The sequence below is a fragment of the Thiofilum flexile DSM 14609 genome (genome assembly GCF_000380185.1).
GTDB classification, from domain to species: Bacteria; Pseudomonadota; Gammaproteobacteria; order Thiotrichales; family Thiotrichaceae; genus Thiofilum; species Thiofilum flexile.
Genome location: NZ_KB904769.1, coordinates 62,710 through 78,293, shown reverse-complemented (window position 1 = coordinate 78,293; position 15,584 = coordinate 62,710). Strand labels below are relative to the sequence as shown.

Sequence of the window (15,584 nt, the reverse complement as noted above, 5' to 3'; positions counted from 1 at the left end):
GCGCGGATAAACCGCGCTTTCTCACCCTTAACTAGGTCTCATTAAGCGGCTGGTATTACCGGTGTATCACCTGTACTACCCGTCCCAGTATTTTTCGGTGGAACACCTACTTTCTTACCAGAATCACTATCCGTCCAATCCGCTGGTGGTGGAGGTTCATCCCCACGCATTAATGCTTCAATCTGAGTACGATCAATGGTTTCATACTTAATCAGCGCCTCAGCCATAGCATGTAGTACTGACATATTCTCATTCAGAATGGTTTTGGCGCGTTGATAATTACGATCAATCACCATACGCACTTCTTCATCAATCGCATGAGCCGTATCATCCGACATATGCTTTTGTTGAGTAACTGAACGACCTAAGAATACCTCGCCCTCATCTTCTGAGTAGGCTAATGGCCCCATACGGCTCGATAAGCCCCATTTAGTAACCATATTGCGAGCAATACTCGTTGCACGCTCAATATCGTTAGAAGCACCTGTCGTGACACCTTCTGGGCCATAAATCAACTCTTCGGCAATACGACCACCATAAAGACTAGAAATTTGGCTTTCGAGACGTTGTTTAGAAGCGCTATAGCGATCTTCTTCAGGTAGGTACATAGTTACACCTAAAGCACGACCACGAGGAATAATACTCACCTTATACACCGGATCATGCTCTGGTACATTCATACCAACAATGGCATGGCCTGCTTCATGATAAGCGGTGGCGCGTTTTTCTTCCTCTTTCATCACCATGGATTTACGTTCTGCACCCATCATGATTTTGTCTTTGGCTTTCTCGAATTCCTGCATATTCACGGTGCGCTTATTAGAGCGGGCGGCAAATAAGGCAGCCTCATTGACTAGGTTTGCCAAATCAGCCCCCGAAAAGCCTGGCGTACCACGAGCAATCAACTCTGCACGCACATCATCGCCTAAAGGCACTTTACGCATATGAACTTTCAGAATTTGCTCACGACCCCGCACATCCGGTAGCGGTACGACGACCTGACGGTCAAAACGACCGGGACGCAATAAGGCTGGATCTAAGACATCGGGACGATTCGTCGCAGCAATTACGATAATGCCTTCAGAGCCTTCAAAACCATCCATTTCAACCAGCAACTGATTTAAGGTTTGTTCACGCTCATCGTGACCACCGCCTAAACCGGCTCCACGTTGACGACCGACCGCATCAATCTCGTCGATAAAAATAATGCAAGGTGCATGTTTTTTGGCTTGGTCGAACATATCACGTACCCGTGACGCGCCCACACCGACAAACATTTCCACGAAGTCAGAACCCGAAATACTAAAGAAAGGTACTTTAGCCTCGCCTGCAATGGCTTTAGCTAATAGGGTCTTACCTGTTCCGGGCGAACCTACCATTAAAACACCACGAGGAATTTTGCCACCTAGCTTTTGGAATTTGCTCGGATCACGTAGGAATTCAACTAGCTCGCTGACCTCATCTTTAGCTTCATCACAGCCTGCAACATCATTGAATGTTACTTTTACTTGGTCTTCGGTCATCATGCGGGCGCGGCTTTTACCGAAGGACATAGCGCCCCCGCGTCCACCACCGCCTTGCATTTGGCGCATAATGTAAATCCACAGACCAATAATTAATAAGAAAGGTACCCAGCTAATAATAATATCCCAAAAGATAGAGCGCTCTTCGGGAGGAGCCGCTTTAAATTTCACATTATTAGCTAATAGGTCATCCACCATTTTAGGGTCATTAGGTGGACTATAGGTTACAAAACGCTCGCCATTTACGGTAACACCGGTAATTTTTTGACCACGAATATCGACTTCACGTACCGTATTATTACGCACGTTTTGAATAAACTCAGAGTAGGATAACGGAGCACCGGGTTGAGTGGTGGTGCTAAACTTACTGAACACCACAATTAGCACAAAGGCGATGACTACCCATATCAGTAAATTTTTAGTCAAATCGTTCAAAGAACTTCTCCACATCACAAATTTAGGTAGGACTTTACCTATAAACTTGTCTCAAATCTTACACCACAAAACGCTGAGCCAACACATAAACCTCTCGACTGCGTGGTCTTGACGCTGATGGTTTACGGATTTTGACATCCTTAAAATGGGTTCTGACCTCTTTTAGAAATTGCTCAGAACCCTCACCTTGGAACATCTTAACAAGAAAATGTCCGCCAGGACGTAATACCTTACAAGCGAGGTCTAATGCCAATTCACATAGATGTATGGCACGTGGTTGATCCACCGCTTCCATACCACTGACATTGGGTGCCATATCGGAAATAACAAGATCGACTTGATCGCTACCTAATACTTGCAGGATTTCATCGAGTACCGATTCTTCTCTAAAATCGCCCTGAATAAACTCAACAAAGGCCAAAGGATCAATAGGCAAAATATCACTGGCTACGATTTTACCTTTTTCACCCACTATTTCAGCCACATATTGACTCCATCCTCCGGGAGCCGCACCTAAATCAATGACTTTATCACCCGCACGAATCAAACGATCTTTGGTTTGAATTTCTTTTAATTTGTATACTGCACGTGAGCGATAGCCTTCTTGCTGGGATTTTTTGACATAAGGATCACTAAAATGCTCGCTTAACCAGCGTTGACTGCTTTTACTTCTTGCCATGTTCTAATAACTCATTACACTTCGCTGCATTCTAGCGGATTATCGGAAAACTATCATGGAACTCAAAGACACTCAGAAAAAACGCCTGCGTACCCTCGCTCATGCGTTAAATCCTGTCGTATTGGTGGGTCAACAGGGTTTAAAGCCTACCACTTTGGAAGAAATTAATATCGCCTTGGATCATCATCAGCTTATTAAAGTTAAGCTCAGTGTAGGGGATCGAGATTTACGCGATGGACTCATTGAAGAGATTCTAGCCAGCTCACAAGCCCTCTTAATCCAACGCGTCGGTAATGTAGCCGTATTATATCGTCGTAATAAAGAACGCCCTGATATTCTTAAGGCCGATTTTATTGATTAGCGCTAATACACTCATCTAATCAATATACCCTCTTCTAAAGTCTAGCATGGCGGTATTCTTGCCGCCAAAACTACCGTAGACACAACCCTTTAATAAAGCGCCAGTCCCAAAGCATTTATTGAATACAAAAAAAAAGCTGTAAGTGGTTGCTTACAGCTTTTCAGAATTAAATTGGCGCGTCCGGAAGGATTCGAACCTCCGACCACCTGGTTCGTAGCCAGGTACTCTATCCAACTGAGCTACGGACGCGCTGAGAAGGTGCGTATTCTGTATACTTACTTAGCTAATGTCAAGAAAATATTTTACTTTATTTTTTCGACAGCTTCTTAGTATATGGCGGAGAGAGAGGGAGTCGAACCCTCGATAGAGATTTTGGCCCTATGCTCCCTTAGCAGGGGAGTGCCTTCGACCACTCGGCCATCTCTCCAGTACGCAAGAACTAGAAGCACAGAATTATAGTGATAAAACTCCCAATGTAAAGCTTTTTTTTCGACTATTTAGTTTTCTTCATTGACTAAAGCCGGATCATTTTTCTCGTGACGAATACGCTCATAAATCTCTTCACGATGAACCGCTACATTTTTTGGTGCATTGATACCCAGACGAACCTGATTACCCTTTACCCCCAATACTGTAACGCTCACCTCATCCCCAATCATAAGAGTCTCTCCAACTCTCCGAGTCAGTATCAACATAACGCAAATCTCCATATCGCTGTATCATTATGCCCACGAAAGTCAGCAACTTTGTGAACTCTTCCAGCCGCCAGCACAGCATGACCAACAATCACACAAAATCACTGAACTTAGCCTGAACTTTTCACGCTCGATGTTGCATTTTTACCATTAAGTGACAAAAAACAACAGACTTATTTATCAAAGTGTGAATTATTATTATGATCAATAACATAGCACTAATAAAAAAGCCCGCGTCTTTGGCAGATACACGGGCTTTTTAGTCAAAAAGTCTATAGCGTAGTGGACAGCGATTTAACCCGCTAAGCCAAAGGCCTCGTGTAGCACCCGCACTGCTAACTCTAAGTATTTCTCATCAATAACGACCGCAACCTTAATTTCAGAGGTAGAGATCATCCTAATATTAATCCCCTCTTTACCTAAAGCGGCAAACATTTTACTGGCTACCCCCGCATGAGAACGCATACCGGCACCCACAATAGAGACCTTAGCGATTTTTTCATCACCTTTACACTCTTTGGCACCTAACTGAGCCGCCAAATTATTGAGTATGCCAAAAGCCTTGTCATAATCATTTTTGTGTACGGTAAAAGTAAAATCGGTAGAACCATCAGAGCCTACATTTTGCACGATCATATCGACTTCAATGTTCGTATCAGAAATAGGCCCTAGAATGCTATAGGCAATACCCGGACGATCAGGAACACCGCGTATGGTCAATTGGGCTTCATCACGATTAAACGCGATACCGCGTACTAAAACTTGTTCCATCACCTCATCCTCACGCGTCACTAAGGTACTCTTACCATTTTCATCATCAAAGCTTGATAGCACTCTAATAGGCATATCGTATTTATAAGCAAACTCAACGGAGCGAATTTGCAAGACTTTAGAGCCTTGGCTCGCCATTTCCAGCATTTCTTCTAAGGTCAAACGGGGAATATGGGTAGCACGGCTCTCAATACGCGGATCCGTGGTATAAACCCCATCCACATCCGTATAGATTTGGCACTCATCCGCCTTTAACGCCACGGCTAAAGCTACCCCAGTAGTATCCGAACCACCACGCCCTAACGTCGTGACACTGCCCTCCTCCGTTACACCTTGGAAGCCAGCCACTACCACGACTTTACCCTCGGCTAGATCACGGCGCATAGGGGCATCATCAATCGCTATAATACGGGCTTTAGAATGGGCATTATCGGTTAGAATACGAACTTGAGCACCCGTGTAGGAGCGTGCTGCTTGACCTTTTTGCTCTAAAGCTAAGGCCAACAACCCAATGGTGACTTGCTCGCCTGTGGCTAAAATCACATCCTTTTCACGTTCAGAACCGCGCGGATTAATCGCATTAATCAATGCGACTAAGCGATTGGTTTCCCCAGACATAGCGGAAACAACTACCACTACATCATGCCCTTGTTGACGCCATTTTATCACCCGATCCGCCACTGCTGCTATGCGTTCGGGACTCCCCACCGAAGTACCACCATACTTCTGCACGATTAAAGCCATTTAACTAACCTACCCTTATGCTATGTTTATCATAGCGTTTTAATGCAAAATCCTGTCCTAGGCTATCCTAGCTGTGCGGCAACCCAAGCCTTTACCGAACCTAATGCCTGCTCTAAAGCCGCTGGATTTGTACCACCAGCCCGCGCCATATCGGGGCGACCACCGCCTTTACCCCCGACTTGACTAGCTACATGATTCACTAAATCACCAGCCTTAATACGCTTAGTTTCATTAGCCGTCACACCTGCAATCAGCCCTACTTTATCCCCTTGTACCGATGCTAAAACAATGGCTGCTTTGCCTAATTTATTTTTAAGCTGATCTAAGGTATCTAACAGTGCTTTAGAATCGACATCCCCTAAATTCACGGCTAGTACTTTAATATCATCAATCGTTTCGGCTTGATCGACTAAACTATTACCCGCTTGAGAGGCTAATTTACCTTTTAATTGATCCAACTCTTTTTCTAAAGCGCGACTTTTAACTACCAAAGCCTCAGTCTTTTCTGGTGCTTCTGTACTAGAGGTTTTTAATAAACGTGCGACCTGATCCAGACGATTAACCGTTTCATTTAACCAAGCCATTGCATTAGCACCCGTCACCGCCTCAATCCGGCGAATACCGGCTGCTACACCACTTTCACTGACGATTTTGAATAGTCCAATATCACCCGTGCGGTTGACATGGCAACCACCACATAACTCGGTGGAGAAACCAATTTGCAGTACCCGTACATCAGCACCATATTTTTCACCAAATAAGGCCATCGCTCCGGCTTCAAGCGCTTTTTCCATACTCATCACTTGTGCAGAGGTTGCCACATTTCGCCGGATCTCTGCATTGACAATTGTCTCAACTGCAGCAATTTGTGCAGCAGTAACAGGTTCAGGCTGTGAAAAGTCAAAGCGTAAGCGCTCAGGAGTCACTAGTGAGCCTTTTTGCTCTACATGAGTCCCTAAAACTTGGCGCAAAGCAGCATGCATTAAGTGGGTAGCAGAGTGATTGAGAATAATCGCTTGGCGGCGCTCTTGATCGACTTCCGCTTGAATCGTATTACCCACCGCTAAAGTACCAGACTCCAGCACACCATCATGAATAAAAGTGCTGCCCTGCTTTTGCGTATCCTGTACTTTAAAAGCACTGCTACCCATCCGCACATAGCCTTGGTCGCCTATTTGCCCACCGGATTCGGCATAGAAAGGGGTATTACCTAACACCACTTGACCGCGTTGACCAGCGTGGAGCTGTTGGACTGAATTCCCTTCATGGAATAAGGCTAAAATGGTCGCGGACTCCACTAAATTATCATAACCGTGGAAATCGGTCGCACCACTCACATCGAGCTTGCCTGCCATATCGACTTTGAACTTGCCCGCCACCCGTGATTGTTGGCGCTGCTCTTCTAAGGCTTGCTCAAAACCAGCCTCATCGACCTTTAGCTCACGCTCACGGGCAATATCCGCCGTTAAATCTAGTGGGAAACCGTAGGTATCATAGAGTTTAAACGCGGTTTCGCCATTGATGGTATCACCCGCTTTTAAACCCTCAATGGCTTCATTAATTAAACGCATGCCATTGGCTAAGGTTTTAGCAAATAGCTCTTCCTCGCGTTTAAGAACGTTTTCTACCTGCGTTTGTGCTTTAGTGAGTTCGGGATAAGCTTGTCCCATTTGCTCCACTAGAGTGGGAACAATTTTGTAGAAAAATAGCGTATCTAAGCCGAGTTTATGACCATGGCGAATCGCACGACGGATAATACGGCGCAAGACATACCCCCGCCCTTCATTATCCGGCAGTACACCATCCACAATCATAAACGAACAAGAACGAATATGATCAGCAATGACTTTTAAGGACGGATTATCGAGGTTGGTGGTCATGCCTGCTAATTCGGCTACTTTGCCAATCAGCGCTTGGAAAATATCGATTTCGTAGTTGCTATGTACGCCTTGCAAAATCGCGCATAAACGCTCTAGACCCATCCCTGTATCAACCGAGGGCTTAGGCAAAGGTGTCATGACGCCGTCAGTAGAACGCTCGAATTGCATGAATACTACGTTCCAGATTTCGATATAGCGGTCGCCATCTTCCTCAGGTGATCCCGGAGGCCCACCCCAAATATGCTCACCGTGATCATAGAATACTTCGGTACAAGGACCACAAGGGCCGGTATCGCCCATTTGCCAGAAATTATCCGAGGCGTAACGTGCCCCTTTATTATCACCAATGCGGGAAATGCGCTGCGGGTCTACCCCTACCTCATTTACCCAAATGTCATAGGCTTCTTGGTCTTCGGCATATACCGTGACCCATAATTTAGCCTTAGGTAATTGAATCACACGGGTCAAGAAATCCCACGCAAAATGGATAGCATCGCGCTTGAAGTAATCGCCAAAGCTAAAATTACCGAGCATTTCAAAGAAAGTATGATGGCGGGCGGTGTAGCCTACATTTTCCAAATCATTATGCTTGCCACCCGCACGGACACAGCGCTGGGCAGTGGTCGCTCGTGAGTAAGGACGCTTATCAATACCTAAAAATACATCCTTAAATTGCACCATACCAGAATTAGTAAAGAGTAATGTAGGGTCATTACCCGGAACCAATGAACTCGAAGGTACAATTGTATGCCCTCTTTCTGCAAAGAAGTTTAAAAACTTCTGTCTTACCTCAGCACTTTTCATGGAAAACCGCATTAATTGAATCTAAATTAAAACCACGCCCCGCCAAAAATCGGGATTGGCGAGCGCGTTCCTTAAAATCGTTGGGGAGATGCTCTCCAAATTTTCGAGCACGCAACTCAGACGCTAATTGAGTCCAATCAATAGACTCCTCGTGCTCTACTTGAGCTAAGGCGTCTTTAGCTAACTCAGCCGCAATACCTTTTTCGCGTAGCCCATATAAAATTTTGACAGGCCCTTGTCCTCGATTCATCAAGGAACGAGCATAACTCTGTGCAAAACGTTCATTACTTAAATAACCACTACGCTCTAGTTCGACCAACACTCGCTCTAGGTCGTCCGTGGTTAGGTCGGCATAACGTTGCCGTAATTTACGCGTTAATTCAACACTTGAATGATCACGTACCGCTAATAAACTAACCGCCGTGTGGTAAGCACGGCGGTAAACAGGATTCACTTGTTCCATCATTATCCGTTCTCTTAGGAACGAAACACAATATTAATCATCAACCAAGACATCCTCATTATCCAAATCATCGGCGTCAGCAACAAAGCCTGAGTCACTACTCAAAGGTTTTGAGAGTAAATCATTCCGTACGGCTTGTTCAATCTCAGCCGCTAATTCAGGATGATCTTTTAAGAATTGGCGAGCATTATCTTTACCTTGACCAATTTTTTCACCCTTATAGCTATACCAAGCGCCTGCCTTAGCAACATACCCTTGTTCCACACCCAACTCGATGAGTTCGCCTAACTTTGATACGCCTTCACCGTATAAAATCTCAAACTCGGCTTCTTTAAAGGGGGGAGCCATTTTATTCTTAACCACTTTTACGCGGGTTTCGTTACCAATGATTTCATCGCCCTTTTTAATCGCACCAATACGGCGAATATCCATCCGCACTGAGGCGTAGAATTTGAGTGCATTACCGCCTGTAGTGGTTTCTGGGCTACCAAACATCACACCAATTTTCATCCGAATTTGGTTGATGAAAATAACTAAGGTATTAGAACGTTTAATATTGCCGGTCAGTTTACGTAACGCTTGTGACATTAGGCGGGCTTGTAGTCCCATATGGGAGTCACCCATATCGCCTTCAATTTCTGCTTTAGGCGTTAAAGCCGCTACTGAGTCGACAACAATAATATCAACTGCGGTAGAGCGCACTAACATATCGGTAATTTCTAAAGCCTGCTCGCCGGTATCGGGTTGAGAGACTAAGAGATCATCAACATTTACCCCTAGCTTTTGGGCATAAGTCGGATCTAGGGCATGCTCAGCATCCACAAATGCGGCTGTACCGCCTTTCTTTTGGCACTCAGCAATGACTTGCAAGGCCATAGTCGTTTTACCAGAGGATTCTGGACCAAAAATTTCGATAATACGCCCGCGCGGTAAACCACCGATACCAAGCGCCACATCCAAGGTAATCGATCCGGTTGAAATCACTTCTACATCACGTGCAGCAGTACTATCCCCCATACGCATAACAGTACCTTTACCAAATTGGCGCTCAATTTGACCTAAGGCGGCGGCTAATGCTTTCTTTTTGTTCTCATCCATGCAGATGACTCCTGCTATAGTTTAGGCTGATTTAAAGGATTAATTATCGCATATTTAGGGTAAGTAAGCACCTGAAAACACTTGATATAAATGTTATTCTGATACTGTTTAACTATTTAAAAAATCTCGTATTTTATCCACTACCTCAGCAGGAAATGGTAATTCTAACCAGCGTTCTAAACAGCGTGCTCCATACCCTAATATGACGTTTCCTTGAGCCACTTGGTAATGCTGATCTGAGGCATTTTTACCCCAATACTCATACTTTAAAACCAAACGACTCGTGTTGAAGTCAGCAATATACACGCGGGCAGTGGTCTCTTGATGACCATCCACTAAAAAATCCAAACACTCTACCTGATTAACCAAAATCCTCGGTTTGGCATTTAAGACACTAGCCACCACCGGACGCAAGATTTCCATGCTCCAATCGGCTTGCCAATGCCCAAACTCCTCTGCAGTTAAATACTCATTGACTGCGGTTTGAGCCGTAAAACTATGCTCTGACCAGAGACGGGGCTGAGTCACCCTCTCCTTTTTCTCAGCAATTTTATCCTCAACCTTAGCTTTGGGTAATGTTACCTTATCTTCCAATTCTGGAGCTGTAGGGTGCTTATCTGCTTCTAGCTCTGCAGGCACTAGATGTTTATTGGCTTCTAGCTCTGCAGGCATAGGTTGATGCTTCTCTGCCTCTAGCTCTGAAGCTATCAGATACTTATCTTGTTCTTCTAACTCTGGCGTTAGCTCATTAATGCTTAACTCATCCACTGTAGGGATAATGCTTGCTGTAATAGGCTCTAGAGTAACCAGTGGCGGCTCATCCACTGATTCAAGTGGCTCAAGCGGGACAGGATGAGTACTCTCCCCCCAAAGGGCTAATGCTTCTTGTCCTCCAATAAATAAGGGGTAATGAGAGTGTGTATTAGCTAAGGGTAGGAGTGCATCAACGCTTTGATTAACCGGCATATCTCCAAGAGCTAGCATCTGAACCACACAATGCGGGCGTTTTCTTCGTTGATTCACTAAATGAGCATGGATTAACTCAGTTGTATAACCTGCCCAATAATCTTGCTTAGCCCCCAATAGCGTATCTATTGCAGCTATGGATAGCCATCTCATTAATTTAGGTAAATAGTGGGTAAGGTGCATCACACTGCGTACCTGATCCACACTATGACTGGCTCTATTACTCACCAAATCATCACTCAAAGTACCATAAATCACACTTTCAATCGGCGCTTCATAGTCACTTTGAATTTGTTGTACCGTTGAGGCTACTGCCGTTTCTTCAGTCAGATCACAGGCATAATAACGTACTCGAATCCCCGCCTGTTGGCAGTATTGTATCACCCGCTGCATGGCTTCATTTGCCACTAAAGCCTCTTGCCCCACTAAAGCTAAGCTCACCCCCGTTTGTTGGGCCAGTGTAGCAGCATAGATAGTAATTAAGGGGGATTGAACGCCTAACACCATCACTACTGATTGCGCCTTAAAGGATAAAGCGCTCTCTGAACTTTGCACATCCCATGGTACGAGACTTAATTGATAATATTCGTCTTCGCGCTTGGCTAAGGATTGGAATGTTCCGGGCATTTGTAAGGCCGCGATCACTAAATCACTCCATGCCCCCAAAGGTGTCGAGCTATCACAATCGACCAAACGTGCCTGACCCTGTGGATATTGGCTCGACCAATTGGCTAATACACTGCGCCAACCCACCTGTTCTAAATGAGGCGCACTAGCAGGATCTAGGCCAAATTGACCGTCGCTAAACTGTGCTACCAACAAAGTATCTGGCTGATAATGCTGTAAACTATTGAGCACCGTATATAAGCGGGTGGTCGCTTGGCGCACTTCACCCTCTTCTGCCCCTATGGTCAATAAGCGCGGTAATACCACTAAAACAATCTGTGGTTGAGATTCCTTCAGAAAAAGTGGCTGAATACGTAGCGTTTTATAAGAAACTGCGCTAATTTTTAGCGAGCCACCTTTTAATTTACCGGACAGCACCTGACCTAACTCAATATCTTCTCGCTCACAGATAATCACTAGCTGATCGCCAGATAAACTTTGAGGTTGCACCAGTGGCTTAGCACAAGGAGCCGCTTGCAGGTGATAGTATGGTAATAGTTGACCATGGGGTGATGCAGGTTCATGAGCTGAAAGCATAAGTACCAACTTGTGATTAAATAATATAATTTTTTATTTATAAATCTTATAAGCAATTTTAATTCAAGAGTGACCCACAGTAGCTAGAGCGATACCGACTAGAGGCAGGATTAGCAGATCAGCGCAAGCACATTGACGATTCAGCCGATAAAGAGTACAACCGCCTACACTTCAAACAATGCATGATAATAATCAATCCAATCGATCATGACGAAAACACATCCTTTAAGTGCCTTCTTGTTATCCGCTTTCCTACCCGGCTTAGGCCAGTGGTACAATGGACAGCTCACCAAAGCCATTTATTTAATTTTAATTTATATTTTTCTCTTTCCTGCCGTATTTGTTGGCATTATGCAATTCATGGCACCTGAAAATCGCATGGATGGACTACTATTATGGGTATTGGCTCAGATAGCCTTATGGCTTTACGCTGCTTTAGGGGCGATTTGGGTCGCTTGGCGTGGAGCAACACTTGAGTATAGTTGGCAGCGTAGTGGGGTTTATGTTGGTATATTAGTCATCGCCTATGTGGTGCTCATACCCCTAACTAAACTATATGTGCGTCATTACTATGTGGAATCCTTTCGTGTTCCTTCGGGTAGTATGGAGCCAAATATTTATGCCGGCGATATGCTCTTTGCCAATAAACGCTATAACTGTAGCGGCTGTCAGACGAAGGTAGAGCGAGGGGATGTGGTGATTTTTGTCTATCCCAATGATCGTACTCAATTTTTTATTAAGCGCGTAATAGCTCTGCCCGGCGATCAGATCAGCATTAAAAATGCCGATGTCAGCATTAATGGTAAGAGCCTATTAAATACCCTTAGTGCTGATGAAACCGGTAAAATCCTCACCGTTAGAGAGCAATTTGAGAATCACAGTTGGAACGTCATCTGGCGCGATAAACCCTCACTCCCCCCACAAATTAATTTCAAAGTACCTGCTGGGCAAATCTTTGTCCTTGGTGATAATCGTTCGGCTAGTAATGACTCACGCTTTTTTGGCACCGTTGCCCTGCGTGATGTAATAGGTAAAGCGGATCTCATTTGGATGTCGATTAATATGCAAGAGCATAAACTCAACTGGGAACGGATTGGGCATAGGATTCAATAAGTTATGGCAAATTTTACCACTCATATTTCCTACGCTGCCGCTGCCTCTGGACTTCTTTCCGTGCTGTGCCTGCAAGTCGGTTTTGTGACCCCTAATGAGGCTCTATTTCTAGCCTTTATGGGGACGTTAGGGGGGATTTTGCCCGATGTCGATTTGCAGCATTCTTATCCGAGTAGCATTATGTTTTCGCTCTTGGGGATAGCCATGGCCTTTGCGGTCATTTTTACTATGGATCGGGATATTTCTATTTTAGAAATGTGGTTTGTTGGGCTGTGTGTATTTACAGGTATTCGCTACCCGCTTTGGACCCTTTTTCATCGCTACACCACGCACCGTGGCTCGATTCATTCCTTAATAGCGGCCTTATTTGCTACCTTTATGGTGGCGTCGGTTACCCATAATTGGCTCGGTAAAACGGCTTTTGTCGCTTGGTTATTAGGCTTATTTGTCTTTCTAGGTTTTGTATTACATTTACTATTAGATGAGCTTTATAGCGTGGATTTTTCCAATCGGCGTATTAAGCGCTCTTTTGGGACGGCAATGAAACTCTTAGATAGTCGTAAACCGCTGAAGTCGGGGATTATGATTGTAGCAACGGTACTTGCTTGGTATAGCACACCGAGTGCTAAACAATTTTGGGACACTTTAGTGAGTAAAGAAACTTATCAAATTATCGGGGCGCGCTTTCTACCACAAGACTCGCGCGCCCCTACAACATCAACTAACGATCTTAAGACTAATCGTTAAAGCGGCGTTTACGGGGTGCATCACCACTGATACGGCGCTCACCGCTACTGCTGCTACGCTCTTTAGGACGGCTACTGCGTTCACGACCTTCAAAGCTGCCACGTTCACGCTCAGGGCGCTCGCCTCGGCTTTCACGCTCAGGACGATCGCTACTACTGCGCTCACGACCTTCAAAGCTACCGCGCTCTTCAAAGCGTCGACCAGAACTACTAGGCCGAGTAGGCGCACCTGCATCTGCGGTAATTTCTAATTTACGCCCACACACGCGCACTTTTTTCAGGTGCATGAAAGCATCCTTACTCAGTCCTTGGGGTAAATCGACTAGGCTAAAAGTATTGCGAATATCTAGATTTTGGATATTTTGACTATCCATATCTAGTTCATTGGCAATGGCACCTACGATATGCTTAGGTTGTACCCCATGCTCGCGACCAACTTCAATGCGGTAACGCACCATATCGGCAGCGGGAGTACGTCCACGACTACTACGCTCGAAACGGTCTTCACGCTCACCACGTTCCCCTCTATCGCCACGCTCAAAACGCTCGCCTCGTTCACCTCGGCTGCTACGCTCACGTTCACGACGTTCAGGCTCGGTAGGAATATCTTGAATATCGGGTTGCAGCGGTTGCTCACGTTGTACCCAATAGGCCAAAGCAGCGGCTAAATCTTCCTGACCTAAGCCCGTTTCTTCCGCCACATTATTTAATAACTCTTTAAAGAATTCTAATCCTTCAACTTGAGTCATCTCAATCAGTGAACGTTTAAACTGCTCCACGCGCCGATCAACAATTTCGCTCTTAGTAGGCAATTGCATGAGTGACACTTTTTGACGTGTCGCTTGCTCAATCGCTCTTAGCATGCGGGTTTCACGCGGAGCCACAAATAGAATCGCCTCACCCTTACGCCCTGCACGTCCAGTACGACCAATACGATGCACATAGGACTCAATATCATGCGGAATATCATAATTCACCACATGACTAATCCGAGGCACATCTAAACCACGTGCAGCCACATCGGTTGCAATCAGAATATCTAATTTACCTTGGCGTAAATGCTCAACGGTTTTTTCACGTTGTTGCTGATTCATATCGCCATTGAGTGCTGCACTAGCAAAACCGCGTGCCGCTAAGCGATCTGCTAATTCTTCCGTACTGATTTTAGTGCGCACGAAGATAATCATGGCATCAAAATCGGTAACTTCTAGAATACGCGTCAAAGCATCCAGCTTATTTATACCGCGTACTATCCAATAGTGCTGGCTAATGGACTCTACTGTGGTAGTTTTTGCCGCAATTTTGATCTCTTCAGGATCATGTAAATGCTTTAAGGCTATACGGCGAATTTGATCCGGCATAGTGGCGGAAAATAGCGCTACTTGGCGCGTTTCCGGCGTATGCTTTAAAATTTCATCCACATCATCAATAAAGCCCATGCGCAGCATTTCATCAGCTTCGTCCAGCACAATAGCTTTCAGATGGGATAAGTCTAAAGTTCCGCGCGAAAGGTGGTCTAAGATGCGTCCGGGCGTGCCGACGACCACTTGTACACCACGTTTTAGCATGCGTAATTGAGTGCCCATTCCTTGACCGCCATAAATAGGCAGAATATGGAAATCGGGCAAATGATGACCATACTTTTGCATGGCCTCTGACACTTGAATCGCGAGTTCGCGTGTCGGTGTTAATACTAATAATTGTGTTTGATAAGAGCTCGGATCAATCCGGCTCAGTAACGGTAGCGCAAAAGCGGCCGTTTTTCCCGTGCCCGTTTGGGCTTGACCTAGTAAATCACGTCCCGCTAATAAAGGCGGAATACTAGCGGCTTGAATAGCTGAAGGGGTTTCATAGCCCACTTCTTTGATCGCGGTTAAAATCGCGGGTGCTAACTCAAACTGCTCGAACGTAATGGGTTGGTCGATGGTAGGTAAAATATCTGACATGTAACGTGTGCCTGCAAAAGCAAAATAGATTAGGGACTAACAACAGGAGGTGTCCCATGCTGGTAATTAAGTCGGGTCGTTATACTCTACGTGTATTCCCCTCTTGATTGCAAGCATTGAGACAAAATTATTGTGCAGTGCGGGATAAGAAGTCTAA

General features: G+C 45.2%; 12 protein-coding genes and 2 tRNA genes. 3 read left to right on the top strand and 11 right to left on the bottom strand.

Annotated elements, in window-relative coordinates; all coding sequences use genetic code 11:
- Window positions 1-41: 41 nt before the first annotated feature.
- Both ftsH and rlmE read right to left on the bottom strand, forming a co-directional pair.
- The gene (gene ftsH / locus A3IK_RS19155) at window positions 42-1,973 is read right to left on the bottom strand and encodes an ATP-dependent zinc metalloprotease FtsH (RefSeq protein ID WP_245539473.1); all 1,932 of its coding nucleotides are present in this window, start codon (window positions 1,971-1,973) and stop codon (window positions 42-44) included.
- A 43-nt stretch (window positions 1,974-2,016) separates the two neighbouring features.
- Window positions 2,017-2,637 carry a 23S rRNA (uridine(2552)-2'-O)-methyltransferase RlmE gene (gene rlmE, locus A3IK_RS0110100; protein ID WP_020559866.1) on the bottom strand — a complete coding sequence of 207 codons (621 nt, stop codon included), beginning with the start codon at window positions 2,635-2,637 and terminating at the stop codon, window positions 2,017-2,019.
- A 55-nt stretch (window positions 2,638-2,692) separates the two neighbouring features.
- Here rlmE and A3IK_RS0110095 point away from each other — a divergent pair, with 55 nt between their 5' ends.
- Window positions 2,693-2,998 carry a YhbY family RNA-binding protein gene (locus A3IK_RS0110095; protein ID WP_020559865.1) on the top strand — a complete coding sequence of 102 codons (306 nt, stop codon included), beginning with the start codon at window positions 2,693-2,695 and terminating at the stop codon, window positions 2,996-2,998.
- A gap of 172 nt (window positions 2,999-3,170) precedes the next feature.
- On the opposite strand, the gene A3IK_RS0110090 is transcribed toward A3IK_RS0110095, so the two are convergent.
- The 8 genes from A3IK_RS0110090 to A3IK_RS0110055 form a co-directional block, all read right to left on the bottom strand.
- Window positions 3,171-3,247: transfer RNA gene (locus A3IK_RS0110090), tRNA-Arg, on the bottom strand.
- Between the two features lie 85 nt (window positions 3,248-3,332).
- Window positions 3,333-3,425 (bottom strand) — tRNA-Ser (locus A3IK_RS0110085).
- 70 nt (window positions 3,426-3,495) lie between these two features.
- Window positions 3,496-3,693 carry a carbon storage regulator CsrA gene (gene csrA, locus A3IK_RS0110080; RefSeq protein ID WP_026220915.1) on the bottom strand — a complete coding sequence of 66 codons (198 nt, stop codon included), beginning with the start codon at window positions 3,691-3,693 and terminating at the stop codon, window positions 3,496-3,498.
- Between the two features lie 294 nt (window positions 3,694-3,987).
- Window positions 3,988-5,208 carry an aspartate kinase gene (locus tag A3IK_RS0110075; protein WP_020559863.1) on the bottom strand — a complete coding sequence of 407 codons (1,221 nt, stop codon included), beginning with the start codon at window positions 5,206-5,208 and terminating at the stop codon, window positions 3,988-3,990.
- A 62-nt stretch (window positions 5,209-5,270) separates the two neighbouring features.
- Complete coding sequence (gene alaS, locus A3IK_RS0110070; protein WP_020559862.1) at window positions 5,271-7,892, bottom strand: alanine--tRNA ligase; 2,622 nt, start codon at window positions 7,890-7,892, stop codon at window positions 5,271-5,273.
- Window positions 7,879-8,358, bottom strand: coding sequence for a regulatory protein RecX (locus A3IK_RS0110065; protein ID WP_020559861.1), 480 nt, complete (start codon window positions 8,356-8,358; stop codon window positions 7,879-7,881). Before A3IK_RS0110065 ends, alaS begins: the two co-directional genes overlap by 14 nt.
- 30 nt (window positions 8,359-8,388) lie before the next feature.
- Window positions 8,389-9,453, bottom strand: coding sequence for a recombinase RecA (recA, locus tag A3IK_RS19150; protein ID WP_020559860.1), 1,065 nt, complete (start codon window positions 9,451-9,453; stop codon window positions 8,389-8,391).
- Window positions 9,454-9,561: 108 nt separating this feature from the next.
- Complete coding sequence (locus A3IK_RS0110055) at window positions 9,562-11,622, bottom strand: KR domain-containing protein (RefSeq protein WP_020559859.1); 2,061 nt, start codon at window positions 11,620-11,622, stop codon at window positions 9,562-9,564.
- A 207-nt stretch (window positions 11,623-11,829) separates the two neighbouring features.
- On the opposite strand from A3IK_RS0110055, the gene lepB reads away from it, so the two are divergent.
- Window positions 11,830-12,735 carry a signal peptidase I gene (lepB, locus tag A3IK_RS0110050; RefSeq protein WP_020559858.1) on the top strand — a complete coding sequence of 302 codons (906 nt, stop codon included), beginning with the start codon at window positions 11,830-11,832 and terminating at the stop codon, window positions 12,733-12,735.
- Between the two features lie 3 nt (window positions 12,736-12,738).
- The gene (locus A3IK_RS0110045) at window positions 12,739-13,482 is read left to right on the top strand and encodes a metal-dependent hydrolase (protein ID WP_020559857.1); all 744 of its coding nucleotides are present in this window, start codon (window positions 12,739-12,741) and stop codon (window positions 13,480-13,482) included.
- Here A3IK_RS0110045 and A3IK_RS0110040 read toward each other — a convergent pair.
- The gene (locus tag A3IK_RS0110040; RefSeq protein WP_020559856.1) at window positions 13,472-15,427 is read right to left on the bottom strand and encodes a DEAD/DEAH box helicase; all 1,956 of its coding nucleotides are present in this window, start codon (window positions 15,425-15,427) and stop codon (window positions 13,472-13,474) included. The genes A3IK_RS0110045 and A3IK_RS0110040 overlap by 11 nt on opposite strands.
- Between the last annotated feature and the right edge of the window lie 157 nt (window positions 15,428-15,584).